24 protein-coding genes are annotated in these 23,178 nt (G+C 67.9%); 15 read left to right on the forward strand and 9 right to left on the reverse strand.

Annotated features, from left to right (window positions below; genetic code table 11):
- Positions 1 to 17: 17 nt before the first annotated feature.
- The 3 genes from WKR98_RS14035 to WKR98_RS14045 form a co-directional block, all read right to left on the reverse strand.
- Positions 18 to 509, reverse strand: a complete 492-nt coding sequence (locus WKR98_RS14035) for a GNAT family N-acetyltransferase (RefSeq protein ID WP_124689970.1) — start codon at positions 507 to 509, stop codon at positions 18 to 20.
- Positions 506 to 1,987: an NAD-dependent succinate-semialdehyde dehydrogenase gene (locus tag WKR98_RS14040; RefSeq protein ID WP_341433896.1), complete on the reverse strand. Its 1,482-nt coding sequence runs from the start codon at positions 1,985 to 1,987 to the stop codon at positions 506 to 508. The genes WKR98_RS14035 and WKR98_RS14040 overlap by 4 nt, the downstream gene beginning before the upstream one ends.
- Before the next feature lie 69 nt (positions 1,988 to 2,056).
- The gene (locus WKR98_RS14045; RefSeq protein WP_124689968.1) at positions 2,057 to 2,650 is read right to left on the reverse strand and encodes a DUF2242 domain-containing protein; all 594 of its coding nucleotides are present in this window, start codon (positions 2,648 to 2,650) and stop codon (positions 2,057 to 2,059) included.
- Between the two features lie 238 nt (positions 2,651 to 2,888).
- On the opposite strand from WKR98_RS14045, the gene WKR98_RS14050 reads away from it, so the two are divergent.
- The 9 genes from WKR98_RS14050 (at position 2,889) to dapA (ending at position 10,683) form a co-directional block, all read left to right on the forward strand.
- Complete coding sequence (locus tag WKR98_RS14050; protein WP_341433897.1) at positions 2,889 to 4,082, forward strand: urate hydroxylase PuuD; 1,194 nt, start codon at positions 2,889 to 2,891, stop codon at positions 4,080 to 4,082.
- A 137-nt stretch (positions 4,083 to 4,219) separates the two neighbouring features.
- The gene (locus WKR98_RS14055) at positions 4,220 to 4,903 is read left to right on the forward strand and encodes a GntR family transcriptional regulator (RefSeq protein ID WP_124689966.1); all 684 of its coding nucleotides are present in this window, start codon (positions 4,220 to 4,222) and stop codon (positions 4,901 to 4,903) included.
- A gap of 249 nt (positions 4,904 to 5,152) precedes the next feature.
- The gene (locus WKR98_RS14060; protein ID WP_124689965.1) at positions 5,153 to 6,088 is read left to right on the forward strand and encodes a fumarylacetoacetate hydrolase family protein; all 936 of its coding nucleotides are present in this window, start codon (positions 5,153 to 5,155) and stop codon (positions 6,086 to 6,088) included.
- Positions 6,089 to 6,139: 51 nt separating this feature from the next.
- Positions 6,140 to 7,144 (forward strand): ABC transporter substrate-binding protein, encoded by a 1,005-nt coding sequence (locus WKR98_RS14065; RefSeq protein ID WP_124689964.1) that lies wholly within the window; start codon positions 6,140 to 6,142, stop codon positions 7,142 to 7,144.
- Positions 7,145 to 7,153: 9 nt separating this feature from the next.
- Positions 7,154 to 7,708 (forward strand): VOC family protein, encoded by a 555-nt coding sequence (locus tag WKR98_RS14070; protein WP_341433898.1) that lies wholly within the window; start codon positions 7,154 to 7,156, stop codon positions 7,706 to 7,708.
- A complete protein-coding gene (locus WKR98_RS14075; RefSeq protein WP_341433899.1) occupies positions 7,705 to 8,520 on the forward strand; it encodes an ABC transporter permease in 816 nt (271 codons plus the stop codon). Before WKR98_RS14070 ends, WKR98_RS14075 begins: the two co-directional genes overlap by 4 nt.
- 38 nt (positions 8,521 to 8,558) lie before the next feature.
- A complete protein-coding gene (locus WKR98_RS14080; RefSeq protein WP_124689961.1) occupies positions 8,559 to 8,960 on the forward strand; it encodes a VOC family protein in 402 nt (133 codons plus the stop codon).
- 35 nt (positions 8,961 to 8,995) lie between these two features.
- On the forward strand, positions 8,996 to 9,766 hold the full coding sequence (locus WKR98_RS14085) for an ABC transporter ATP-binding protein (protein ID WP_238160017.1): 771 nt from the start codon (positions 8,996 to 8,998) through the stop codon (positions 9,764 to 9,766).
- Positions 9,767 to 9,789: 23 nt separating this feature from the next.
- The gene (gene dapA / locus WKR98_RS14090; RefSeq protein WP_341433900.1) at positions 9,790 to 10,683 is read left to right on the forward strand and encodes a 4-hydroxy-tetrahydrodipicolinate synthase; all 894 of its coding nucleotides are present in this window, start codon (positions 9,790 to 9,792) and stop codon (positions 10,681 to 10,683) included.
- A gap of 102 nt (positions 10,684 to 10,785) precedes the next feature.
- Here the strand turns inward: dapA and WKR98_RS14095 are convergent, their stop codons facing one another.
- From WKR98_RS14095 to WKR98_RS14105, 3 genes are all read right to left on the reverse strand, one after another.
- Entirely contained in the window at positions 10,786 to 11,661 is an 876-nt protein-coding gene (locus WKR98_RS14095; protein WP_152795804.1) for an amidohydrolase family protein, read from the reverse strand.
- An 81-nt stretch (positions 11,662 to 11,742) separates the two neighbouring features.
- Positions 11,743 to 12,444, reverse strand: a complete 702-nt coding sequence (locus WKR98_RS14100) for a 4-carboxy-4-hydroxy-2-oxoadipate aldolase/oxaloacetate decarboxylase (RefSeq protein ID WP_124689957.1) — start codon at positions 12,442 to 12,444, stop codon at positions 11,743 to 11,745.
- A gap of 183 nt (positions 12,445 to 12,627) precedes the next feature.
- Positions 12,628 to 13,596, reverse strand: a complete 969-nt coding sequence (locus WKR98_RS14105) for a Bug family tripartite tricarboxylate transporter substrate binding protein (RefSeq protein WP_161567839.1) — start codon at positions 13,594 to 13,596, stop codon at positions 12,628 to 12,630.
- Between the two features lie 175 nt (positions 13,597 to 13,771).
- Between WKR98_RS14105 and WKR98_RS14110 the strand changes: the two genes are divergently transcribed.
- From WKR98_RS14110 to WKR98_RS14130, 5 genes are all read left to right on the forward strand, one after another.
- Complete coding sequence (locus WKR98_RS14110) at positions 13,772 to 14,710, forward strand: LysR family transcriptional regulator (protein ID WP_124689955.1); 939 nt, start codon at positions 13,772 to 13,774, stop codon at positions 14,708 to 14,710.
- Positions 14,711 to 14,806: 96 nt separating this feature from the next.
- Positions 14,807 to 16,324 (forward strand): glucose-6-phosphate dehydrogenase, encoded by a 1,518-nt coding sequence (gene zwf / locus WKR98_RS14115; RefSeq protein ID WP_124689954.1) that lies wholly within the window; start codon positions 14,807 to 14,809, stop codon positions 16,322 to 16,324.
- A 29-nt stretch (positions 16,325 to 16,353) separates the two neighbouring features.
- Complete coding sequence (locus WKR98_RS14120; protein ID WP_124689953.1) at positions 16,354 to 17,142, forward strand: endonuclease/exonuclease/phosphatase family protein; 789 nt, start codon at positions 16,354 to 16,356, stop codon at positions 17,140 to 17,142.
- Between the two features lie 68 nt (positions 17,143 to 17,210).
- Positions 17,211 to 18,410 carry a cardiolipin synthase ClsB gene (clsB, locus tag WKR98_RS14125; RefSeq protein WP_124692390.1) on the forward strand — a complete coding sequence of 400 codons (1,200 nt, stop codon included), beginning with the start codon at positions 17,211 to 17,213 and terminating at the stop codon, positions 18,408 to 18,410.
- Positions 18,411 to 18,417: 7 nt separating this feature from the next.
- Positions 18,418 to 19,359: a lysylphosphatidylglycerol synthase domain-containing protein gene (locus tag WKR98_RS14130; RefSeq protein WP_161567838.1), complete on the forward strand. Its 942-nt coding sequence runs from the start codon at positions 18,418 to 18,420 to the stop codon at positions 19,357 to 19,359.
- On the opposite strand, the gene WKR98_RS14135 is transcribed toward WKR98_RS14130, so the two are convergent.
- Entirely contained in the window at positions 19,356 to 19,841 is a 486-nt protein-coding gene (locus WKR98_RS14135; protein ID WP_124689951.1) for a MarR family winged helix-turn-helix transcriptional regulator, read from the reverse strand. The two genes, WKR98_RS14130 and WKR98_RS14135, sit on opposite strands and share 4 nt — an antisense overlap.
- A gap of 141 nt (positions 19,842 to 19,982) precedes the next feature.
- A complete protein-coding gene (locus WKR98_RS14140) occupies positions 19,983 to 21,071 on the reverse strand; it encodes a porin (protein WP_124689950.1) in 1,089 nt (362 codons plus the stop codon).
- A gap of 162 nt (positions 21,072 to 21,233) precedes the next feature.
- On the opposite strand from WKR98_RS14140, the gene opgC reads away from it, so the two are divergent.
- Positions 21,234 to 22,463, forward strand: a complete 1,230-nt coding sequence (opgC, locus tag WKR98_RS14145; RefSeq protein WP_238160015.1) for an OpgC domain-containing protein — start codon at positions 21,234 to 21,236, stop codon at positions 22,461 to 22,463.
- A gap of 13 nt (positions 22,464 to 22,476) precedes the next feature.
- On the opposite strand, the gene WKR98_RS14150 is transcribed toward opgC, so the two are convergent.
- A complete protein-coding gene (locus tag WKR98_RS14150; RefSeq protein ID WP_124689949.1) occupies positions 22,477 to 23,154 on the reverse strand; it encodes an SGNH/GDSL hydrolase family protein in 678 nt (225 codons plus the stop codon).
- Positions 23,155 to 23,178 lie beyond the last annotated feature (24 nt).

Here is a 23,178-nt window from a genome sequence, read left to right on the forward strand (position 1 = left end):
GGAGCCTGGCGGCGGATTCATCCGGTCGTCGATCCCAGTCGCGCCAGGGCCTCGCCCGTGACGCGCACGATGCGCCACTCGGGCAGCACGTCGGCGCCCATGGCCTCGTAGAAATCGATGGCGGGCTGGTTCCAGTCCAGCACGCTCCACTCGAAACGGCCGCAGCGGCGTTCCACCGCCAGGGCGGCCAGGGCGCGCAGCAGGCGCTTGCCCAGCCCCCGGCCACGCTGGTCGGGGGCCACGTACAAGTCCTCCAGGTACAGGCCCCGGCGGCCGAGGAAGGTGGAATAGTTGTGGAAGAAGAGGGCATAGCCCACCACGTCGCCTTCCACGTCCGCCACCAGGCATTCCGCGGCCGGATGCGGCCCGAACAAGGCGTCCCGCAGGTCTTCGTCGCGGGCCAGGAACAGGTGGGTCAGGTTTTCGTATTCCGCCAGTCCGCGCATCAGGGCGAGGATGGGCGCGACGTCCTCCAGCCGCGCCGGCCTGACCGTGGCATGCGCGCTCATATCCCGCCCAGGCACACGTACTTCATCTCGAGGTAGTCGTCGATACCGTAGACCGAGCCCTCGCGGCCCAGGCCCGACTGCTTGACGCCGCCGAAGGGGGCGACCTCGTTCGAGATCAGGCCGGTGTTGACGCCGACCATGCCGTATTCCAGCGCCTCGGCCACGCGGAAGATGCGGCCGATGTCGCGGCTGTAGAAGTACGAGGCGAGCCCGAACTCGGTGTCGTTGGCCAGGCGGATGACGTCGGCCTCGTCGCGGAAGCGGACCACGGGAGCGACCGGGCCGAAGGTTTCCTCGCGCATGCACAGCATGTCCTCGGACACGTCGGCCAGCACCGTGGGTTCGTAGAAGCGGCCGCCCAGCGCGTGCCGCTTGCCGCCCGCCAGGATCCGGGCGCCCTTGCTCACGGCGTCCTGCACGTGCTGGTCGACCTTGGCGATGGCGGCCTCGTCGATCAGCGGGCCCTGGGCGACGCCGGCGTCGAAGCCGCTACCCACCGTCAGGCCGCCGGTGCGCTCGGCCAGCTTGCGGACGAAGGCGTCATAGATGCTGTCGTGCACGTAGAAGCGGTTGGTGCAGACGCAGGTCTGCCCGGCGTTGCGGTACTTGGAGGCGATCGCGCCGTCCACGGCGGCGTCCAGGTCGGCGTCTTCGAAGACGATGAAGGGTGCCAGGCCGCCCAGCTCCAGCGACAGCTTCTTGATGGTGGGAGCGCTTTGCTGCATCAGGATGCGGCCCACCGGCGTGGAGCCGGTGAAGGTGAGCTTGCGCACCACCGGGCTCGCGCACAGCGCCTTGCCGGCGGCGATGGAGCGTTCGCTGTCGGCCGTCACGATGTTCAGCACCCCGGCGGGCAGGCCGGCGCGATGCGCCAGTTCCGCCAGCGCCAGCGCGGACAGCGGGGTCTGCTCGGCGGGCTTGAGCACCATGGTGCAGCCGGCGGCCAGCGCCGGACCGGCCTTGCGGGTAATCATGGCCAGCGGGAAATTCCACGGCGTGATGGCCGCGCACACGCCTATGGGCTCGCGCAGCACCAGCATCCGCGTGCCGGCGGCCACGGGCGCCAGCGTATCGCCGGCGATGCGTTTTCCTTGTTCGGCGAACCATTCGACGAACGAGGCGGCATAGGCGACCTCGCCCTTGGCCTCGGCCAGCGGCTTGCCCTGTTCCAGCGTCATCAGCGCCGCCAGGTCGTCGGCATGCGCCAGGATCAGCTCGAACCAGCGCCTCAGGATGGCGGCCCGGTCCTTTGCCGTGCCGGCCCGCCACGGGCCGAACGCGGCCTGGGCCGCGGCGATGGCCTCCTCGGCCTGCGAGCCGTCCAGGTCGGCGACGCGGGCCAGTGTCCTGCCGTCGGCCGGATTGTCGACCGCGAAGGTGGCGCCGTCCCGGGCATCCACCCACGCGCCGCCTATGTAGGCCTGGTTTCTGAAAAGACGGGAATCCGCCAGTTGGGGCGGGGCGGCAGGGCGATCCATGGACTGGTCTCCGGGCGTGGGGCTCCGTTCTGGAGCATCGCGACCATTCTAGCGGATGGCCGCCCGCGCCTAGGGAGACCTGGTTTGCCCCTCGGGCGCCTTGGGGGCGGGAGCGGTTGGCGCCGGCGAGGCGGACGGCATGTACTGTTCCAGTAGCGCGAAGAAGCGGCTGTAGAAATCTTCCGAGGCGATGGTCTCGCTGCCGGTCTTGACCATGGAGTCGTCCGACGAGGTGAAGGGCATGGACACCGAGCCCAGCAGCCCGACGCCGACACTGGCCGAGTTGTTGGTCTTCTTCAGCGCGAAGGTCGATTCGACCGCGTTGACGAAGGCGATCGACTGGGTGGTCCCGGCATGGTCGGGTTCGCAGACGAGGCGGAAGGTGATCTCCTTGTAATTGTCGCCGCTCTGGAACTGCTTGTGCCCCTCGAGCGAGCGTGCGCTGGCGTCGGCAAGCGTGTATCCCTGGCTCAGCAGCGAACGCTTGCCGGCCTCGCACACCATTTCCGGCGCCTTCGGATAGGCGCGCGAGTAGGTGTCGGTGCGGGCGAATTCGTTGCGGGTATAGGCCAGCGGATCGTTGGGATGGGAACAACCGGCGGCCACTGCGCCGGCCGCGGCCGCGCACACGGCGAACAGCCGAAGGCGGGAGACGAACATCATCGCGTACCTCCTGTACAAGCCCGGCGCGCGGGTGCCGCAAGTTCCATTCCCAGGGGCCGCGGGGCGCCGGCGGACGATATTGACAAGCCGCGGCGCGCCGGGTGAAGATGCAAAGCGTAACAAGGGGGGCCGTCAGGCCCCCGTTTATTGTACGGTCGCCGCGGCGCTTGGCATCTGGCGCGACCCGTCCTGCTCACAGCGCCCGCAGTGGTGAGCATTGCTCTCTGGCAGGAAGGGCATGGAAGCCTACATTCTTGATTGGGCCAATCTGCTGCTGCGTTGGCTGCACATCATCACCGGCATCGCCTGGATCGGGTCTTCGTTCTACTTCGTCTGGCTCGACAACAGCCTGCTGAAACCGCAGGATCCCGAACTGATCGAGAAGGGCGTCTCGGGCGAACTCTGGGCCGTGCACGGCGGCGGTTTCTACAACCCGCAGAAGTACCTCGTCGCGCCCAAGCGCCTGCCCGAGCACCTGCACTGGTTCTACTGGGAAAGCTACTCCACCTGGATGTCGGGCTTCGCGCTGCTGGTGGCGCTGTACCTGTTCAACGCCCGGACCTACCTGATCGACCGCAACGTGTTCGACTGGGGCCCCGTGGCCGCGGTGGTGGCGGCGCTGTGCTTCCTGGTGGTGGGCTGGCTGGTGTACGACATCATCTGCCGCGTCGCGGGCACCGACGAGCGCGCGGACCGCAAGGTCGGCATCGCGGTGGCGCTGTTCGTGGCGGCGTCCGCCTGGCTGGCCTGCCATTTGTTCGCGGGGCGCGCGGCCTTCCTGATCGTGGGGGCCATGATCGCCACCATCATGAGCGCCAACGTGCTCATGGTCATCATTCCGGGGCAGCGCAAGGTCGTCGCCGCCATGCGCGCGGGCGAGCCGGTCGACCCCATCCACGGCAAGCTGGGCAAGCAGCGCAGCGTCCATAACACCTACTTCACGCTGCCGGTGCTGTTCGCCATGCTGTCGAACCACTACAGCATGGTTTATTCCGCTCCCCACAACTGGCTGGTGCTGATCGTCCTGATGCTGGCGGGCGCCCTGATCCGCCAGTTCTTCGTGCTGCGGCACAAGGGCGTCACCAACCCCTGGTATCCGGCGGCGGGCATCGCGCTGCTGCTGGGGGTGGCCGTGGCGATCGCGCCGCCCGGCCTGGGCAAGGGCGCCGCGCCGCCGGCGCCGCTGGGCGCCCAGGGCATCGGACAGGTCCAGCAGGTGGTGGCGCAGCGATGCGTGATGTGCCATAACGCCCAACTGGCGAACAAGGGCATACAGCTGCAGACCCCTGAGCTGCTGAAATCCCATGCGCAGGTGGTCTACCAGCAGGCCGTGGTGCAGAAGACCATGCCGCTGAACAACGCCACCGGCATGACCGACGACGAGCGGGCCCTGCTGGCGCGCTGGTTCCAGGAGGGCGCGCCGGTACACTGACGTCGCCGGCGGGATGGGGCGAAGAAGGGGCTGCGCGGCAGCCCCTTTTTTCTCGTCGCTGGTGCTAAAATTGTATGCGGTAGATTGTTTTTGTAGACAATTTTCGAGTCGATGCAGCCATCGCACAAGGTTCCCAGATGACGGACAAAGGACCCGGCAAGACGCTCTCGCAGACCGTGGCGGATCAACTGGCCGAAGAAATCGTGCGCGGCCGCTTCCAGCCCGGCGAACGCCTGGACGAACAATCCATCGCCACCCGCTTCAATGTGTCGCGTAGCCCGGTCCGGGACGCGTTGCGCCAGCTGGCCTCGACCCGGCTGGTCGAATACCTGCCGCGGCGCGGTTTCTCCGTCGCGGTCATGGCCGAGTCCGACCTCGACGGCCTGTTCGAGGCCTCGGGCGAGGTCGAGGCGCTGTGCGCCAAGCTGTGCGCGCTGCGGGCGGCCCCCAGCGACCGCAAGCGGATCGAATTCATCCACCAGCAGGCGACCGACGCGGTGGCGCGGGGGGATGCGCAGGCCTATGCCGCCCTGAACGAGGAATTCCACGCGCTGATCTACGCGGGCGCGCGCAACAAGACCTTGCAGGAAATCGCGCTGGGGCTGCGCCAGCGGCTGGCGCCGTTCCGCGCGCAGGGCTTCTTCGTGGCCGAGAACCGGCTGCAGCATTCCCACGTCGAGCACGAAGCCCTGGTCAAGGCCCTGCTCGAGCACGACGGCGACGCCGCGGCGCTGGCCATGCACAGCCATGCGGCCAATTCCGCGATGAATGTCCTGCAGCATTTCGGCCGCGAGCTCCATCCTTCCGTCTCTGCCGCCTGAACGCTCCCTCCGGTCGTTCGTCCTGAACGCCGTGCGTTTGCCTCCCGGGCCTGGCGGCCCCGCTCCGCATCGCGGGGCCCCGTCCTGCCGCCGCCTTTCCCATCTCCTCCCATCCGGCACTTTTTTCTGCGCGTTTCCCCCTATGCACATTTTCTTGACCACTTTGCGTGCTGGAAAATAAAATTGCACACAATTTATGGAAAGTGAATGCAAAGCTGTACCGGAGTTCATCAACAAAGGAGTTGTGGAATGTCCTGGATTGCCCTTGCCACTTACCGCCGGTCCGACCGGCTGGCGCCCGCCCTGGTCCTGGACCAGCGCCTGTACGACCTGGACGCCGCCCTGGCGGCGGGATTGCCGGCCTTGCCCGAAGCCTGCCGCGGCGGCGTCGGCCGCATGCTGGAAGCCTGGCCGCAAACCGCCCCCTGGCTGCGCGAGGCGGGTCCCGTGGCCGAGCGCCTGGTCGCCTCCGGCGCGATCCGCCCGGTGCCCGCCGGCGAACACACGGTGGCCGCTCCCTACGTGCCGCAGCGCATCTTCTGCGCCGCCTCCAACTACGCGGCCCATGCCAACGAGATGGGCACCGTCCTGGCCGCCAAATCCCAAAGCAAGCCCTACATGTTCCTGAAGCTGTCGAACACCGTGGTGGGCGATGGCGACGTGGTCCAGCTGCCGCCGGAAACGGCCATGCTGGACTGGGAAGTGGAACTGGCGGCCGTCATCGGCACGCGGTGCCGGCGCGTCTCGGCCGAGCGGGCGCTGGACCACGTCGCCTGCTACACCATCCTGAACGACGTATCGGCGCGCGACCTGAACGTGCGGTCCGACTATCCCTTCAAGCATGACTGGTTCCAGGGCAAGTGCCACGACACGTTCGCTCCGCTGGGACCGTGGCTGGTGCCGTCCTGGCAGATTCCGGATCCGCAGGCCGTGCAGCTCAGGCTGGACGTCAATGGCGAGCCCATGCAGCAGGACAGCACCGCCAACATGATCTGGACCGTCCGCGAGCAGATCGCCTATCTGTCCACCATCGTCACGCTGGAACCGGGCGACGTCGTGGCTACCGGCACGCCCACCGGCGTGGGCATGGGGCGGGGCATCTATCTGAAGGCCGGCGACACCATGGTCGCTTCCGTCGACGGCATCGGCCGTCTGTCCAACCAGGTGCAGGCCGAAAAGGTCTGAGCGCGCTGGGTAGTCGTGGTCATTCGCTGTACGACGTATGGAGAAGAAGACATGCAACCCTGCAAGCAAGGTTTCGCGGCGTGGGGCCGGGCACTGGGCCTGGCCGCGCTGATCGGTTGGGCAAGCGCGGCGCACGCCCAGGAGAAGGTCGCCTACAACATGGCCTGGCTGCCCCAGGGCAGCTCCGTGGGCGTGATCGTCGCGCAGGAACTCGGGTACTTCAAGGAAGCGGGCCTGGACGTCAACATCCAGCGTGGCTATGGCGGCAACCGTACCGCCAACGAACTCGACCAGGGGCAGTACGAGTTCGGCTACGTCGATCCCATCAGCCTGGTCCTGAACCGGTCCAATGGCGGCAAGATCCGGATGGTGGGCGCGCTCAACACGCGCTGGCCAGCCGGCATCTGCTTCGATACCCGGCGGCACAAGCCCAAGTCGCCCGCCGACATGAAAGGGCTGACGCTGGGCGGAGGCTCGGCTTCGCCGGTCCACAACGTGGTGCCGGCATGGCTGGAGCTGAACGGCCAGCCGCGCGACAGCATCCGGCTGCTGCGCATGGACCCGGCCGTCGTCGATGCCTCGCTGATCGAAGGCCGCATCGACCTGGCCGAATGCTGGCGCGCCAGCAACCGCGCCGTCACGCAGAAGCAGGCCGATGCGGCCGGCGTTCCGCTGGGCTGGATCGAATACAGCGACTTCGGCCTGGATGCCTACGGCAGCGGTTTCGCCGCCAGCGAGGACACCATCCGCAAGCGGCCCGACATGGTGCGCAAGTTCCTGAAGGCTTCCTACCGCGGCTATGAATACGCCTTCGCCAATCCCGAGCGGGCGGCCGATCTCATGGTCAAGATGTTCCCCGTCACCGACCGGAGCGTGGCCCTGGCCCAGATCCGCGACATGGCGGACCTGCTGGTCGATCCGCAGGCCAAGGACAAGGGGCTGGGCTACCTGCGCGAGGACCGCATGCGTTCGACGGTGCAGTTCGTCGACAAGGCCTTCGGCCTGAACGGCAAGATCAAGCCGCAGGACACCTACACCAACGATCTGCTGAAGTAGGAGGCAAGCATGGCGACTCGACCTTGCCCGCGCAGGCTGGGGCATGTCGTACTGAACGTGCGCGATCTCGCGGCCTCGGTGCGTTTCTATACCGATATCGTCGGGCTGGAGGTCTCGGACTACATCGAGGACCAGATGGCGTTCCTGCGCTGCGGCCACGACCACCACGATCTGGCGCTGGCGCAGATTCCCGCCGGCGGCCTCCTGCGCGAGGCCACCTACGCGCCGGGGCGCCCGGGCATGGAGCACTTCTCGTACGAGCTGGGTTCCCTGGCCGAGATCGAAGAGGCGGCGCGCTACCTGCAGGACCAGGGCATCGAGATCGTGCGCGGCATAGGCAAGCACGGGCCGGGCGAGAACCTGTTCCTGGTGTTCAAGGATCCCGACGGCAACTACTGCGAGTTCTACGCGGAAATGGTGCAGGTCACGCCCGAGCAGCCGCATGTCGCGCGGGTGTGGCGGAACGATCTCGCGGCCTTCGATCAATGGCATTTTTCCCGCTTCGTCGTGCCGGCCCCCGACTGGGGGCCCCGAGGCGGCGGGGACCAGGAGGGGCAGGCATGAACGCGCACGTACAACCCACCACGTTGCCCGCCGCCGAGCGGCGCGCGTCCTGGCTGCTGCCATCCGGCGATGCCTGGCGCCGCGTGATCGACCCCACCGTGCTGTGCCTGCTGCTGGCCCTGCTATGGGAGCGGGCCGTCGACATGTTCGGCATCGAGCCCTACCTGCTGCCGCCGCTATCCAAGGTGCTGGAAAGCCTGTGGACCAACCGTGCCACGCTGGTCCTGCAATCCTGGGTCACGACCCAGGAGGTGCTGGCGGGTTTCGCGATCGCGGTCGTGGGCGGCATCGCGCTGGGGGTGGCCATCCATGCGATGCCGCTGCTGCGGCGGGCCCTGTATCCGCTGGTCGTGGTGTTCCAGGGGCTGCCCAAGATCGCGCTGGCGCCGCTCATGGTGATCTGGTTCGGCTACGGGTCGGCGTCCAAGATCCTGATGGCCTTCCTGTTCGCCTTCTTCCCGGTCGTGATCGCGACCATGGGCGGACTGGCCGGCACGCCCGCCCATCTGATCGAGCACTTCAAGGCCATCCGCGCGCCGGCCTGGACGACGTTCCGCCGCCTGTACGTGCCGGCGGCGCTGCCCTCCATCATGGACGGATGCCGCTCGGCAATGCCGCTGGCGGTCATCGGCGCCATCGTGGGGGAGTTCGTCGGATCGGACAGCGGCCTGGGCCACCTGATTCTCGAGGCCAATGCCAACGGCCGGACCGACTATCTGTTCGCCGCGCTCATCGTCGTGTCGGCCGTGGCCGGCCTGCTGTATCTCTTGGTCGAACTGGCGGCCAAGCGCATCTGGTGGCGAGGCTTCTGAGTCCCGCATCCATCTCATATCTTTCAGGAGCATTTCGCATGGCCAAGCTACGTCACATCGCCCTTGCCGTTCCCGATCCCGAGAAGGCCGCCAAGTTCTACAGCGAGGTATTCGGGCTGGAGATCATCGAACCCACGCATTCGCCGCTGGCCGATGGCGTGTACCTGTCGGACGGTACGATCTGCCTCGCGCTGCTCAACTACAAGACCGACGATGCCGCCGGCCACGACCGCGGCAAGGACTGGGTTGGCACCCACCACTTCGGCTTCTGGGTCGACGACCTGGACGAACAGCGGCGCCGCATCGAAGAGTACGGCGGTACCTTCTTCATGGACCTGCCGCACGACAAGAAAAGCCTGTACTACGAGATGAAGTTCCGCGACCTGGACGGCGTGGTGTTCGACATCTCGGAGGGGGGCTGGGTCGGGGCGCGCAAGTGAGAGCCGCCGCCATGACGGGCGGAGATGCGGGCGCCGTGCGGACCGAGACCGCCGTCCAGGTCGAGCGGACTGCCAAGACCTTCCGTTCGCGCAACGGCGTGCGGGCGCTCGACCAGGTCGATTTCTCCATCGCACGAGGGGAATTCGTATCCATACTGGGGCCGAGCGGCTGCGGCAAGAGCACGCTGCTGCGCATCGTCGCCGGCCTGATCCAGCCCGACGCGGGGGGCGAGATCCGGGTGTTCGGACATTCCCAGACGCGCATGTCCAGCGATGTGGGGGTGGTGTTCCAGACCCACAACATGCTGCCCTGGGAAACGGTGGAGGCCAACATCCGGCTGGCGGCCGAGGTGGCGGGCGTGGCGCCCGCCGAAATCGACCGCCGGGTCGAGCAGATCCTGCCGGTGCTCAAGCTGGAGCGGTTCCGCCGCAACCATCCGCATGAGCTGTCGGGCGGCATGCGCCAGCGCGCGGCGCTGGGGCAGATCCTGATCACGCATCCCAAGGTGCTGCTGCTGGACGAGCCCTTCGGCGCGCTGGACGCGCTTACGCGCGACCAATTGAACGTCGAGCTGCTGCGGCTCTGGCAGGAGATGCGGCAGACGGTGCTGCTGATCACGCACAGCATCGCCGAAGCCGTCTTCCTGTCCGACCGGGTGCTGGTCATGAGCGAAAGCCCGGGGCGCATCGTCGAGGACATGCGGATAGACCTGCCGCGTCCGCGCGACCCGCGCACCACCAAGGAACAAGCCGCCTTCGGGCAATACGTCGGCCGCCTGGGCCGCCTGATGGGCGTCGGCGACTGAGATCGTCCTACACGGGAGTTCACATGCAGATTTCGAAGTTCCACGGCGTCGTGCCGGCCATGGCCACGCCTTTCACCCGCGACCACCGCCTGGACGAGGCCAGGGTGGGCGAACTGATCGAGGGCTACATCCGCGCCGGGGTGCACGGCATCTCGGTGGCGGGCAGCCAGGGCGAGTTCTTCGCGCTGGACACCGACGAACACATCCGGCTGCTGGAGTTGTCGATGCGGGCCATCGACGGCCGGGTGCCGCTGTATGCCGGCACCGGCGGCGCGACCACGCGCAAGTCCATCGAACTGACCAAGGCCGCCGAAGCCCTCGGCGTGGACCTGGCGCTGGTCATCACGCCGTATTTCGCGCAGCCGTCGCAGGACGAGCTGGTCGAGCACTACACGGCGGTCGCGCGCGCCACCCGGCTGCCGGTCATGCTGTACAACAACCCGCCACGCACCAGCGTGAACGTGCAGCCGGCCACGCTGGCGCGCTGCATGCGCGCCGCGGACAACATCGTGGGGATGAAGGACTCCAGCGGCGACCTGACCCAGTCGGTGGAGTATCTGTTGACCGCGCCGCGTCCCGCGCTGCTGTTCTCCGGACGCGACACGGTGGCGTTGGCCATGATGTTCCATGGCGGGCAGGGCACGATCTCGCCGGCGGCCAACGTCTTTCCCGAACTGATGGTCAGCATGTACGACGCGCTGAAGGCCGGCAACCACGACGAGGCGCTGCGCATCTCCAACGTGTTCGCGCCGCTGCGCGCGGCCTGGGCCTGGGGATCGTTCCCGGTGGTCATCAAGGAGGCCATGGCGCTGGCCGGCCGCGATGCCGGTCCGGCGCGTCCACCCATCGCCGGCTTGAGCGAGAAGGTCCGCGCGGACCTGGCCGCGGTGGTGGAGCGGATCCGCGCGGCGGCCTGAAGGACCGGCCCTCGGGGCGGCAGGCCCAAATGAATGGCCCCGGGGCGCGATATCCGCACGTCCGGGGCCGAGGGTAAAGCGTTGTCAGTCAGCGCGCGGGGTTCAGGCCAGCGGCTTGAAGCGGTACAGCTTCTCAGGGTTCTCGACCAGCAGCTTGCGGCGCAGGGCGGGGTCCGGGCAGAAGTCCAGCATCAGGTCGACCAGTTCGCCGTCGTTGGGCATGTCCTTCGAGATGTTCGGGTGCGGCCAGTCGGTACCCCACAGCACGCGGTCCGGCGCGGCCTCGATCAGCCTGGCGGCGAAGGGCGCGGCGTCGGCGAAGGGGCGCTTGCCCACGGACACGCGCTCGCCGCCGCACACCTTGACCCAGGCCAGGGGGTTCTTCATCAGTTCCAGCAGGGCGCGGAAGGGTTCCTGGTCCAGGCCCTTGGCGGCTTGCACGCGGCCCATGTGATCGATCACGAAGGGCACGTTGATGCGGTTGATGCGGTCGCTGTAGGTCAGGATGTCCTGCGCGTCCAGGTGCAGCACGACGTGCCAGCCCAGGCCGTCCAGGCGCTCGATGGTCTTGTCGAAGACTTCCAGGTCGGGTGCGCCGCCCAGGTGCTGGACGAAATTGAAACGCACCGCGCGCACGCCGCCGGCGTCCATGTCGGCCAGTTGCTCGTCGGTCTCGGAACCGTTGACGATGGCCACGCCCAGATAGCGGCCTTCGCTGCGGGCGATGGCGTCGAGCATGGCGGTGTTGTCGTCGCCGTGGCAACTGGCCTGCACGATCACCGCGCGGTCCAGGCCCAGGAAGTCATGCAGCTGGCGCAGGCGCTCGAAGGGGGCGTCGGGCGGCGTGTAGCTGCGGTCGGGCGCGTACGGGAACTTGTCGGCGGGGCCGAAGACGTGGCAGTGGGCATCGCACGCGCCGGCCGGCAGGGCCTCGCGCGGTTTGACGGGATTCGGATCGGGTGCGGCGCAGGTTTTCATGGTTCAGCTTCAGGTTCGGGGACTGCCGCGGCTAGCCGCGGCGTCCGGTGGAGACGGGTCTTCCCCCGGGGGTGGACGGCCTTAGCCGTTCAGTTCGTCCAGCGAGTCGACGTAGCGCAGGCCGGCCTCGGCCAGCTTGGGGCGCATGTTGTAGATGTCCAGGCCGAGGTCGCCGGAAGCCAGGCGGGCACGCTTGCCTTCCTCTTCCTGCACGCGCTTGTCGGCCTTCTGGATGACGGTGGCGACCTGGGCATTGGGCACGATGGCCACGCCGTCGTCGTCGGCCACGATGGCATCGCCGGGGTTAACCAGCGCGCCGCCGCAGACGATGGGCACGTTGACCGAGCCGATGGTGGCCTTGACCGTGCCGCGGGCGTTGATGGCCTTGGACCAGACGGGGAAGCCCATCGCGGTCAGGGTGGCCACGTCGCGCACGCCGGCGTCGATCACCAGGCCGCGCACGCCGCGTGCCTTGAGCGAGGTGGCGAGCAGGTCGCCGAACATGCCGTCGGCATTCTCGGTGGTGCAGGCCACGACCAGGATGTCGCCCGGCGAGCACTGCTCGACCGCGACGTGCAGCATCCAGTTGTCGCCCGGCTGCGCCAGCACCGTCACCGCCGGCCCGGCGATCGACGCGCCCGCGTAGATCGGACGCATATAAGGCCGCATCAGGCCGACGCTGCGCCCCTGGGCCTCATGCACCGTGGCCACGCCCTGCGCAGCCAGCTTCTCGGCCGCGCCCTCGGGCAGCGCCGGCTTCTTTCGTACGACTACACCCAGCATTCTTTTCTCCAACCGTTAAGCAACACGTCGCATCGTGTCCACCACTACCAGCCAGCCCTGCCAACAAGACGCCTGTCATCGCCAGCCCATTGGTACCCCAGGAAACCGCGGATCCGGCTCCGCCGGTCCGCCAGTTTCGCCCCCTGGGGGGCGCGCGTAAGCGCGTAGGGGGGGACTATCCCTTTACTGTTTTTCGATTTTTGCCGCGTCGATCACCTTGCTCCACTTCGCGATCTCGGTCACCAGGAATTCCTGGAATTCCTTGGGCGTGTTCGTCTGCGGAATCATGCCGACTTCGACCAGCTTCTTGTTGATGGCCGGATCCTTGACCACTTCGCGGACGGCGGCGTTCAGCTTGTCGACGATGGCGGGCGGTGTGCCGGCGGGAGCGGCGAAGCCGTTCCACGAGACGGCGGTATAGCCCGGCACGGTTTCGGCGATGGTCGGGGTGTCGGGGAACAACTGGCCGCGCTTGACCGAGCCCACGCCCAGCACGCGCAGGCTGCCGCCCTTGATGTTGCCGATCACGGCGGGCACGGTCTCGAACATGACCTGCACGCTCTTGCCCTTGACCGCGCTCAGGACCTCGCCGCTGGACTTGAACGGAATGGTGGGCACGTCCAGGCCGGCCATGGAGCGGAACATCTCGGCCGACAGGTGCTGGGTGCTGCCGACGCCGATGGTGCCGAGGTTGAAGTGCTGCGGATCTTTCTTGGCCGCGGCGATGGCATCGGCGACGGTGCGCAGCGGGCTGCTCTGGTCCACGGCCATGACGATGTCGAACGAACCGACCATGGAAACCATGGCGAGCTGCTTGACCGGATCATAGGGCAGCGACTTGAACAGCGACGGGCTGACGGCCTGCTGGTTGCTGACCAGGAAGAGCGTGTGGCCGTCGGGCGTCGCGCGCGTCACGGTGACGGCGCCGGTGATGCCGCCGGCGCTGGGCATGTTCTCGACCACGACCGGCTTGCCGAATTTCTCGGCCAGGCCCTGGGCGACGATGCGGGCGGTGACGTCGGCAACGCCGCCGGGCCCGAAGGGAACGATCAGGCGCAGCGGCTTGGTGGGGAATTCCTGGGCCTGGGCGCCGGCGGCGACCAGGGTGGCGGTGGCGCCGAGACACAGGCGCGCAAGCAGGGTACGGATCATTGTCGTCCTCAAATCGTTGGAGGGGGTGGCGACGGGTCGCCTGCCCGCCTTCTGGTCATACAGGACGCCCATGGGCGCCATGCAGTCAGCTTGCCATTTTGACCCGGAAACCCCCATTGGAAACCACAAATCAGAACTAGCTGTTATGCTTAAAAAACATGAATCGGGGCTTTCCATGGACTTGAAACAACTCGAATGCTTCGTGCGAGTCGTCGAGTTCGGCAGTGTCACCCGGGCCGCGATCACCCTCAATCTATCGCAACCCGTGGTCAGCCGCCACGTGCGGCAGCTCGAGGTCGAACTCAAGGAACACCTGCTCGAACGCAATGGCCGGGGCGTCATACCCACCGATGCCGGCAAGCGGCTGCTGGAGCGCGGGCGCGGCATCCTGCACCAGGTGCGCCTGGCCAGGCAGGAAATCGAGGATCTGCGCGGTTCGCCGGCCGGCAAGGTCGTCGTGGGCATGCCGCCCAGTGTCGGCAAATCGCTAACGGTGGACCTGGTCAGCGATTTCCGTACCGAATTCCCGCGCGCCTCGCTGGGCGTGGTCGAGGCCCTGACGGTGTCCATGTACGAATGGCTGCTGCTGGGGCGCCTGGATTTCGCGCTGCTGTACAACCCGCCCGTCACGCAGCAGGCGGCCTACGAGCATGTCTGGTCCGAGGATCTGTATTTGATCGGCAGCCGGGGGCTGGACGGCAAGCCCATGCCGGCCAGCGTCAAGATGCGCGAACTGGCGAACTATCCGTTGATCACGCCGGGGCAGCCCAACGCCATCCGCAACCTGCTGGACGTGCAGTGCGCGCGCCTGGGCGTGCCCTTGTCGGTCGCGCTGGAAGTGGACGCGATCGAGTCCCTGCTGGACCTGGTGGATCGGGGCATGGGCTACGCGGTCCTGTCGCGCAATGCCATCTACGGCCGTGCCCATCGCCCGAACCTGCACGCGTCCCGCATCGTCTCGCCGTCGCTGACCAGCCAACTGGTGATCGCGACGGTATCGCAGCGGCCGCTGACGCGGCTGGCCCAGTCCACCATCGACCTGATCCGCAAGCGTATCCAGGGCGGCATCCTGGCCGGCGACGGGCAGCGCGATGCGTCCCGGGGCAGGGCGTGACCAGATGTGAACGGGCGGCGCGGCCGTGTTGCGACGCCGCATCGCCGCCGCCATAATCAGGCCATGTCCTGGAGGCGGCAAGCGATGGATTCCCCGATGAACAGGCAGGCGCCCGCGGCGGCGCTGCAGCCTGCCCCGCGTTGTACCCTGGTCATCTTCGGCGCGACCGGCGACATGACCGGCCGCCTGCTGATGCCGGCGCTGTACAACCTGGCCCGCTTCAACCTGCTGCACGCCGACTTCCACGTCATCGGCGTCGGCCACCGCAAGCTGGACGACGACGAGTTCCGGCGTGGGCTGAAGCATTCCATGGAGCAGGTCGTCGCCTCGCGCGGCGGGCAGGCCACGGCCAGCTTCGACGCCCAGGCCTGGGACTGGCTGATGGGCCGCACGTCCTTCCTGATGGGCGATTTCGAGGGCGAGCAGACCTACGCCCAACTGGCCACCCTGCTGGCGCCCGAGCCGGGCGGGGTCATCTTTTATTTCGCCACCGCGCCCACGTTCTTCCAGTCCATCGCGCGCCACCTGCACGATGCCGGGTTGTTGAAGCAAGGCCATGGCCGCTGGCGCCGCGTGGTGATCGAGAAGCCGTTCGGCCGCGACCTGCCCTCCGCGCGCGAACTGAACAAGCAGCTGACGCGGGTCGTGCACGAGAACCAGATTTTCCGCATCGACCATTTCCTGGGCAAGGAAACGGTGCAGAACATCATGGTGTCCCGCTTCGCCAACAGCGTGTTCGAAAGCAACTGGAACCGGCTGTACATCGACCATGTCCAGATCACCGCGGCCGAGGCGATCGGGGTGGAGCGCCGCTCGCAGTTCTACGAGCAGACCGGAGCGCTGCGCGACATGGTGCCCAACCACTTGTTCCAGCTGCTGGCCATGGTGGCGATGGAGCCGCCCAATTCCTTCGACGCCGATGCCGTGCGCACCGAGAAGGAAAAGCTGCTGGACGCCATTCGCATCCAGACGCCGGCCGAGGCGTTGCAGAACAGCGTGCGCGGCCAGTACCGCGCGGGCCTGGTGGGCGGCCAGCCCATGCGCGGCTACCGCGAGGAAGAAGGCGTGGCGCCGGACAGCCGGACCGAGACCTACGTGGCGCTCAAGCTGGGCATCGATAACTGGCGCTGGGGCGGCGTGCCGTTCTACCTGCGCACCGGCAAGGCGCTGGCACGGCGCCAGACGCAGATCGTCATCGCCTTCAAGGACGCTGGCCACGCGTTGTTCCGCCAGAACGCGCAGGAGAAGCCGCCGGCCAATTCCCTGGTGTTGCAGATTCAGCCCGACGAGGGGCTGTTCTTCCACATGAAGGCCAAGGTGCCGGGGTCCAAGATCCGCATCGCGCCGGTCAGCATGGATTTCCGCTACGCCGATCATTTCATGACCGGGCACAGCTCGGGCTACGAGACGCTGATCTACGACTGCATGGTGGGCGACGCGACGCTGTTCCAGCGGGCGGCCGACATCGAGCTGGGCTGGGAGGCGGTGATGCCGTTCCTGCAAGCCTGGGAGGAGGGCGGCGAGATCCATCCCTACCGCGCCGGCAGCCAGGGGCCGGTGCCGGCGGATGTGCTGCTGGCCCGCGATGGGCGGCAGTGGCTGCCGCTGGACTAGCCGGGAACGCTTCTTGCGGCACAGCCCGCATGAACACCGAGATCGAAGGCAAGAGGCAAGGCGGCCCGGGCGGGCTGACGTTCCGCGTCCTGACCGTGAATGTCCACAAGGGATTCAATTTTTTCAATCGCCGCTTCATCCTGCATGACCTGCGGGAGGCGGTGCGCAGCGTGGCGGCCGACATGGTGTTCCTGCAGGAAGTGCTGGGCACGCATGCCCGGCATTCGCTGCGGTTCGCCGACTGGCCCGCAACGCCGCAGTACGAGTTCCTGGCGGACACCATCTGGACGGACTTCGCCTATGGGCGCAACGCCGTCTACCCGGACGGCCACCATGGCAACGCGGTGCTGTCCAAGTTTCCCATCGTGCGCTACGAGAACCGCGACGTTTCCATCAGCGGGCCGGAGCGGCGCGGCCTCTTGCATTGCGTGGTCCGGGCGCCGGGAACCGGCGGCGACATCCATGCGATATGCGTTCACCTCGGATTGCAGGAGCGCCATCGCGTCCGCCAGCTACAACTGCTGTGCCATCTGGTCGAAAAGGAGATACCCGCCGATGCGCCGCTGGTGGTGGCCGGCGATTTCAACGACTGGCGCCGCCGCGCCGGCCGGGTCCTGGACGGCTGCGCCGGGCTGCGCGAAGTGCATGCCCATGCGAGCGGACGGCTGGTCCGTACTTTTCCGGCATGGTATCCGGTCCTGCCGCTCGATCGCATCTACGTGCGCGGCGCGCGCGATCACTGGCCCATGCACTTGGGACGCCGGCCCTGGACTTCGCTGTCGGACCATGCGCCGCTGGCGGCGGAGATCGCGCTGTGAGCGGGCCGACCCGAGGCACTGTCGGCCGCGCGCGCGGCCCGCGCCGGCCTCCGGCCAGTTCGCAATGGATGCCCGGCAACGCGGTGTCGCTGCTGGAGAACGGCGAGGCCTTCTTTCCCCGCGTGTTCGAGGTGATAAGGCAGGCCCGCCGCGAGGTGCTGCTCGAGACCTTCATCCTGTTCGAGGACAAGGTCGGGACCGAACTGCGCGACGCGCTGCTGGCGGCCGCCCGGCGCGGCGTTTTCGTGTCGGTGCTGGTGGACGGCTACGGTTCGGTGGACCTGTCGGAAGCGTTCCTGGCGGACCTGATCGCCGCGGGCGCGCACTTCCGGGTTTTCGACCCGCGTCCCAAGCTGCTGGGCATGCGCACCAACGTCTTCCGGCGCATGCATCGCAAGCTGCTGATCGTCGATGGCGAGACCGCCTTCGTCGGCGGCATCAATTTCTCGGCCGATCATCTCGCGGATTTCGGCCCGGGTGCCAAGCAGGACTATGCCATCGAGGTGCGGGGTCCCATCGTCGCGCGCCTGCGCGCCTTCGTCCGTACCGGAGAGTTCAGGCGCGGCGAGGGTGGCGCCGGGCCGGGCACGGACGCCGCGCGTGCTGGCGACGCGGAGTGTCTGTTCGCGGTGCGCGACAACGACGCGCACCGGACGGACATCGAGCAGCATTACCGCATCGCCATCCGCGCCGCCCGCCATGACCTGACGATCGCCAACGCGTATTTCTTTCCCGGCTATCGCGTGCTGCGCGACCTGCGCCACGCGGCCCGCCGTGGGGTGCGCGTACGCCTGATCCTGCAGGGAGAGCCCGACATGCCCATCGTCAAGGTGGGCGCCCGCATGCTGCACGACTACTTGCTGGATGCCGGCGTGCGGATCTACGAATATTGCGAGCGGCCGCTGCACGGCAAGGTGGCCGTGGCCGACGACGACTGGTCCACGGTGGGGTCGAGCAATCTCGATCCGCTCAGCCTGTCGCTGAACCTGGAGGCCAATCTCGTCATCCGCGATCCGCGGTTCAACCGGGTGTTGCGTGAACGGCTGGACACGCTGGTCGGCAGCCACTGCCGCGAAGTGACGGCCGTTGCGTCGCACCGGCGGCCGATATGGCGCGCGGCGGCCTCGTTCGTGGCCTTCCACTTCCTGCGGCGCTTCCCCGCCTGGGCGGGCTGGCTGCCCGCGCACACCCCCAAACTGGAGAAGGTCGAGGCGCCCCGGCAGCGCCTGGCCGAGCCCCCCGATGCCCACACTCGCCAAACCGGATAGGCGCGGCGTGCCCGCGAATGCCCAGGGCCGCCGCCGTTCATGGTGGTGGTGGGGCCGGCACGCGCTCACGCTGGCCTTCGTCGCCGTGGTGGTGCTGCTGCTGGCCGAGCAGGTCAGCAAGATCGACTGGGGCAAGGTCCTGCAATCGCTCAGGGAATACACGGCCTGGACTCTGGCCGCGGCGGCGGCGCTGACGGTGTTCAGCCACCTGCTGTTCGGCGGCTTCGACCAGCTGGGCCGGCGCTACGTGGGCCACGCCCTGCGCCCGTCGCAAGTCGCGGTGGTGGCGGGCATCTGTTATGCGTTCACGCTGAACATGGGGGCGCTGATCGGCGGCATCGCCTTTCGCTACCGGCTGTATTCCCGCCTGGGCCTGGCGGCACCGGATATCACCAAGGTCTATGCTCTGAGCGTGCTCAGCAACTGGCTGGGCTATCTGATCCTGCTGGGGACGCTGCTGCTTGCGGGCGCGGTGCACGTGCCGCCAAGATGGGGCATACCGGCCGGCTTCTTGCCCGTGCTGGGCGTGGCGTGCTGGGCGCTGGTGGCCGGGTATGGGGCGATGTGCGCCGGGGTGGGGCGCCGCCGCTTCGTGCTGAAGGGCGTGGCCATCGAATGGCCGGGATGGCGGATGGCGCTGGTGCAGGGCGCGATGTCGATCGCCAACTGGCTGATCATGGGGCTGATCATCCACCTGTTCATGGGCGGGCGGGTCGACTATCCCACGGTCCTGGGGGTGATGCTGCTGAGCGCGGTGGCCGGGGCGCTGACGCACGTGCCGGCGGGGCTGGGCGTGCTGGAGGCCGTATTCCTGACGCTGCTGGCGGGCAAGCTGCCCGCCTACGAGATCCTGGCCGCGCTGCTGGCCTATCGCGCGATCTACTACCTGTGTCCGCTGGTGCCGGCGGTGGCGGCGTACGCCGTGCTCGAGGCCAGGGCGCGTCGCTAGCCGCGCGCGCCCCGCACGATCTTGGCCAGCAGTTCTCCCAGGATCTGCCGCTCGCCCTGGGACAGCGGCGCGAGCACGTCTTCCTCCATGCCGTGCGACAGGCGCTCGGCCTCGAGCGCGAGCCGGCGGCCTTCGGTGGTCAGCACCACGTGATGGGCGCGCCTGTCGGTGTCGCTGCGCTGGCGCGACAGCAGCCCGCGCTCCTGCAAGCGGTCCAGGACCAGCGCCAGGCGCGGCGCGGACAGCGACAGGCTGCGGCACAGGTTCTGCTGGTTGGCCTTGTCGTTGTAGGCCAGCAGCACCAGGATGGCGAACTCCACGGGCCGCAGGTCCAGGTCCTTCATGCTCGAGAAGAAGGCCTTCTGCAGCTTGACGTGCGCGAGCGAGGTCTGGAAGCCCAGCAGGTGGGAAAGGCGGGAGGGGTCCAGTTCGGATTTGGCCGGTCGCGGCGAAGGGGTGGTGCGCGGCGGAGTCTTGGGCATGTGGTGGCGGGTGCGAGTCGATGCGCGGGCGCTTGGATGCTTTTCTTGGGGCGGCCCGGTGGCAAAAAAAGGGCCGCCGCGAGGGCGGCCCAGTCCAGTGCCACAACATACCACGCGGGGCGGCCGCGCGCCGCCCGGACTTCAGAAGCTGTGCCGCATGCCCAGCATGACGCCGGTCTGGTTCAGGCCGTTGGGAAGACCGGCCAAGGCCTGGCCGCCGCTGACCGAGAGGTTGGCGTTTTTGTTGTTGTCCATGTAGCCCACCAGGCCATAGACCGCCGTGCGCTTGGAGAGCGAATAGGTCGCGCGCACCGTGGCCAGCGTGGAGCGGGCGTCGGTGGTCTTGTTCTTCAGGCGCGCCACCTGGCCGTCCAGGGTCCAGGCCGGCGACAGCGCGTACGAGGCGCCCAGGTAGTACAGGTTGGCTTCCGAGCGGGTGGCCGCCCGCGTGATGCGGCCGATCCAGCCGCCGCCTATCTTCAGGTCGCCGAAGCGGTAGTAGCCGTTGAGCACGGTGCGGGTGTCGGAGGTGTCGCTGCTGGACAGGCCGCCGGCGGCGCCGGTGCCGCCGCGCAGCTGGTCGTAGGCGGCGGCGATGCCGCCCGGGCCCAGGTCGTACTTGAGCAGCGCGGTGACCTGGCGGCAGGCCTTGCGGTCGCCGGGAACCTCGCCCGCGCAATTGGTGGCGGCGGGGCCTCCGGTGGCCGCGGCATCACGGCCGAAGCTGTAGGTGGCGCCCACGGTCAGGCCCGAGAAGGTGCCGCGATAGCCGATGGCGTTGTCCGAGCGCGTATTGGGAATGTAGTTGTCCAGCGATCCCAGGCCGTACACCGCCGGCCCCATGACGTCGGAATCGAGCAGGGCGAAGAACGTCATGTTGGACTGGCGGCCCAGCGTGACCGTGCCCCAGTTGCCCGACAGCCCGAGCCAGGCGGCGCGGCCGAACAGGCGGCCGCCCTGGCCCGACACGCCGGTATCCACGCCGAAGCCGCTTTCCAGGGTGAAGAGGGCCTTCAGGCCGTTGCCCAGGTCTTCCGTGCCGCGCAGGCCCCAGCGCGAGGGCATGAGCCCGCCGGTGTTGCTGGGCATGCGCCAGGTCGCGTCGCCTTGCGCGTTGGCATGGTTCACGTATTCGATGCCCGTATCGAGTATGCCGTACAGCGTCACGTTCTGCGCGTGCGCGCCGGTGGCGGCCAGCGCGAGGGCGCTGGCCAGCAGGATGCGTTTCATGTGTCTCCGTCCCCTGGTTCTTGGGTTGATTTGTTTAACAATGATAAATATTAATTTTGTTAAGTAATTAGGGGCTTACCCGTATCGGATTGCAACAACCACGAATTGTTCGCATTCCATGCTGTCCATGCAGACTCCCCCTACATTGCGCCCGCCACGCCCGTGTCCACCGCTTCCACTTTCGCTCCCGCTCCGCCGCCCGCCTCGTCCCGCCGCTGGGAACTGGACGCGCTGCGCGGATTGATGCTGGTGCTGATGACGTCCACGCACCTGCCGACCTGGTTCTCGATACCGGCGGGCCAGCCTTTCGGTTTCGTCTCGGCGGCGGAAGGCTTCGTCTTCCTGTCGGCCTACATGGCGGGGCTGGTGTACACCCAGCGCGCCGTGCGCGACGGCATTCCCGCGATGCGCCGCGCGTTCCTGCGGCGCGCTCTGGTCATCTATGCCTGCCAGGCGGCGTGCCTGCTCTTCCTGTTCACGGTCATCGCCGCGCTGGGCATGAAGTTTCACCAGCCCGCCGCCAACAACCTCATGTCGTTCTACCTGCATGCGCCGCTGACCGGCCTGTGGACAGGGCTGCTGATGATCTACAACCCGCCGCTGCTGGACATCCTGCCGGTCTACATCGTCTTCATGCTGGCCAGCCCGTGGATCCTCAGCCATGTCCTGCAAGGGGGATGGAAAACGGTGATAGGGGCCAGCATCGCGCTGTGGGGCGCGGCCCAGTTCGGCCTGTCGCGCGCGCTGTACGACGGCCTGGTGGCGGCCACCGGCCTGCCGGTGCCGTTTCGCGAGACCGGGTCGTTCGAGACTTTCGCCTGGCAGTTGCTGTGGGTGCTCGGCCTGTGCCTGGGCGCCTACCACGCGCGGGTGCCGTCCGAGCGCCGCGCCGTCTTCCCGCCGTGGCTGGTCAAGGCCGCGGTCGGGACCGCGATCGTCTTCTTCGTCTGGCGCCACATGACCGGGCTGGAGCCCTTTGCGCAGGGCGATCCGCTCAACCTGTGGTTCGACAAGTGGCACATCGGGCCGCTGCGATTGCTCGATTTCCTGGCGCTGGTCGTGGTGCTGCTGCATGGCGGCGGCTGGCTGACCCGCCATCTACCCCGCATGCGGCTGCTGGAAACGCTGGGCGCCGCGTCGCTGCCGGTGTTCTGCGCCCATCTGGTGATCGTCCTGGTCGCGCTGGCCGTGGTGGGCGAAAGCCATCCGGGCCGGCCGCCCTGGTTCGATCCGCTGATGTTCGGCCTGAGCATCGCCGCGATGTACGCCGTGGCCCGGCTGGTGCGCATGTTCGGTTCCGGGCCGGGCGCGGGCCGGGGCCGGCGGGCGGCCCCGACCGCTCGCGCCGGCGGAGCCGGGCCGACGCTGAGCGTGGGAACGGGGCCGGGCTAAGGGGAAAGCGGGCCTAGCGCACGTGGCGCGAAATGACCGACGTCCAGAGCGCGTAGCCCGCGTCGTTCAGATGCAGCGCATCGCTGCGGAACAACTCGGCACGAGGCATGCCGTCGGCGGTCAGCATGGGAGTGAAGACGTCGATGTAGTCGGCGTTGGGGACGCTTTCCGTGTAGGCCTTGATCAGCGTATTGGTGACGCGCGCCTGCGGGATCAGCGAATAGCGCGCCGGGCTCGGCTTGATCGAGATGTAGGCGATCCGTGTTTCAGGCAGCGCCCGGCGCACGCCTTCGACGAACACGGTGAAGCTGTCCAGGATCTCGCGGGGCGAGCGGCCTTCGGCCAGGTCGTTGTCGCCGGCATAGACCAGAACGATGCGGGGCTTGTAGGGAACGACCAGCCGGGTCAGGTGGCGCGCGCAGTCGATCATGCGCGAACCGCCGAAGCCGCGCTTGAGGACGGGCAGGTTCTTGAACCGGGTTTCGAGGTCGTTCCACAGGCGTATGGATGAACTGCCTATGAACAGGATGCCGCCGGGGGCCGGCGCATGCAGGCGGTCGGCCTGGTCGAACGCGGCGAAGCTGGCCGCCCATTGCGTGTCGGCAGCGGCCGGCGCGCTGCTTGCCGGGTCGGCCGCGCAGGCGTTGCCCGCTGCGAGCAGCAGGGCGAGAACGGCGTGGCGGGACCTCATGGAACGTACGGAAACAGCGCGGCG

This window comes from Pigmentiphaga sp. YJ18 (genome assembly GCF_038066655.1).
Taxonomy (GTDB): domain Bacteria; phylum Pseudomonadota; class Gammaproteobacteria; order Burkholderiales; family Burkholderiaceae_B; genus Pigmentiphaga.

What these genes read in the sequence shown, in the direction of transcription:
- WKR98_RS14035 (WP_124689970.1), bottom strand. Translation starts at nt 509, where the DNA reads ATGAGCGCGCATGCCACGGTCAGGCCGGCGCGGCTGGAGGACGTCGCG.
- WKR98_RS14040 (WP_341433896.1), bottom strand. Translation starts at nt 1,987, where the DNA reads ATGGATCGCCCTGCCGCCCCGCCCCAACTGGCGGATTCCCGTCTTTTC.
- WKR98_RS14045 (WP_124689968.1), bottom strand. Translation starts at nt 2,650, where the DNA reads ATGATGTTCGTCTCCCGCCTTCGGCTGTTCGCCGTGTGCGCGGCCGCG.
- WKR98_RS14050 (WP_341433897.1), top strand. Translation starts at nt 2,889, where the DNA reads ATGGAAGCCTACATTCTTGATTGGGCCAATCTGCTGCTGCGTTGGCTG.
- WKR98_RS14055 (WP_124689966.1), top strand. Translation starts at nt 4,220, where the DNA reads ATGACGGACAAAGGACCCGGCAAGACGCTCTCGCAGACCGTGGCGGAT.
- WKR98_RS14060 (WP_124689965.1), top strand. Translation starts at nt 5,153, where the DNA reads ATGTCCTGGATTGCCCTTGCCACTTACCGCCGGTCCGACCGGCTGGCG.
- WKR98_RS14065 (WP_124689964.1), top strand. Translation starts at nt 6,140, where the DNA reads ATGCAACCCTGCAAGCAAGGTTTCGCGGCGTGGGGCCGGGCACTGGGC.
- WKR98_RS14070 (WP_341433898.1), top strand. Translation starts at nt 7,154, where the DNA reads ATGGCGACTCGACCTTGCCCGCGCAGGCTGGGGCATGTCGTACTGAAC.
- WKR98_RS14075 (WP_341433899.1), top strand. Translation starts at nt 7,705, where the DNA reads ATGAACGCGCACGTACAACCCACCACGTTGCCCGCCGCCGAGCGGCGC.
- WKR98_RS14080 (WP_124689961.1), top strand. Translation starts at nt 8,559, where the DNA reads ATGGCCAAGCTACGTCACATCGCCCTTGCCGTTCCCGATCCCGAGAAG.
- dapA (WP_341433900.1), top strand. Translation starts at nt 9,790, where the DNA reads ATGCAGATTTCGAAGTTCCACGGCGTCGTGCCGGCCATGGCCACGCCT.
- WKR98_RS14095 (WP_152795804.1), bottom strand. Translation starts at nt 11,661, where the DNA reads ATGAAAACCTGCGCCGCACCCGATCCGAATCCCGTCAAACCGCGCGAG.
- WKR98_RS14100 (WP_124689957.1), bottom strand. Translation starts at nt 12,444, where the DNA reads ATGCTGGGTGTAGTCGTACGAAAGAAGCCGGCGCTGCCCGAGGGCGCG.
- WKR98_RS14105 (WP_161567839.1), bottom strand. Translation starts at nt 13,596, where the DNA reads ATGATCCGTACCCTGCTTGCGCGCCTGTGTCTCGGCGCCACCGCCACC.
- WKR98_RS14110 (WP_124689955.1), top strand. Translation starts at nt 13,772, where the DNA reads ATGGACTTGAAACAACTCGAATGCTTCGTGCGAGTCGTCGAGTTCGGC.
- zwf (WP_124689954.1), top strand. Translation starts at nt 14,807, where the DNA reads ATGAACAGGCAGGCGCCCGCGGCGGCGCTGCAGCCTGCCCCGCGTTGT.
- WKR98_RS14120 (WP_124689953.1), top strand. Translation starts at nt 16,354, where the DNA reads ATGAACACCGAGATCGAAGGCAAGAGGCAAGGCGGCCCGGGCGGGCTG.
- clsB (WP_124692390.1), top strand. Translation starts at nt 17,211, where the DNA reads ATGCCCGGCAACGCGGTGTCGCTGCTGGAGAACGGCGAGGCCTTCTTT.
- WKR98_RS14135 (WP_124689951.1), bottom strand. Translation starts at nt 19,841, where the DNA reads ATGCCCAAGACTCCGCCGCGCACCACCCCTTCGCCGCGACCGGCCAAA.
- WKR98_RS14140 (WP_124689950.1), bottom strand. Translation starts at nt 21,071, where the DNA reads ATGAAACGCATCCTGCTGGCCAGCGCCCTCGCGCTGGCCGCCACCGGC.
- WKR98_RS14150 (WP_124689949.1), bottom strand. Translation starts at nt 23,154, where the DNA reads ATGAGGTCCCGCCACGCCGTTCTCGCCCTGCTGCTCGCAGCGGGCAAC.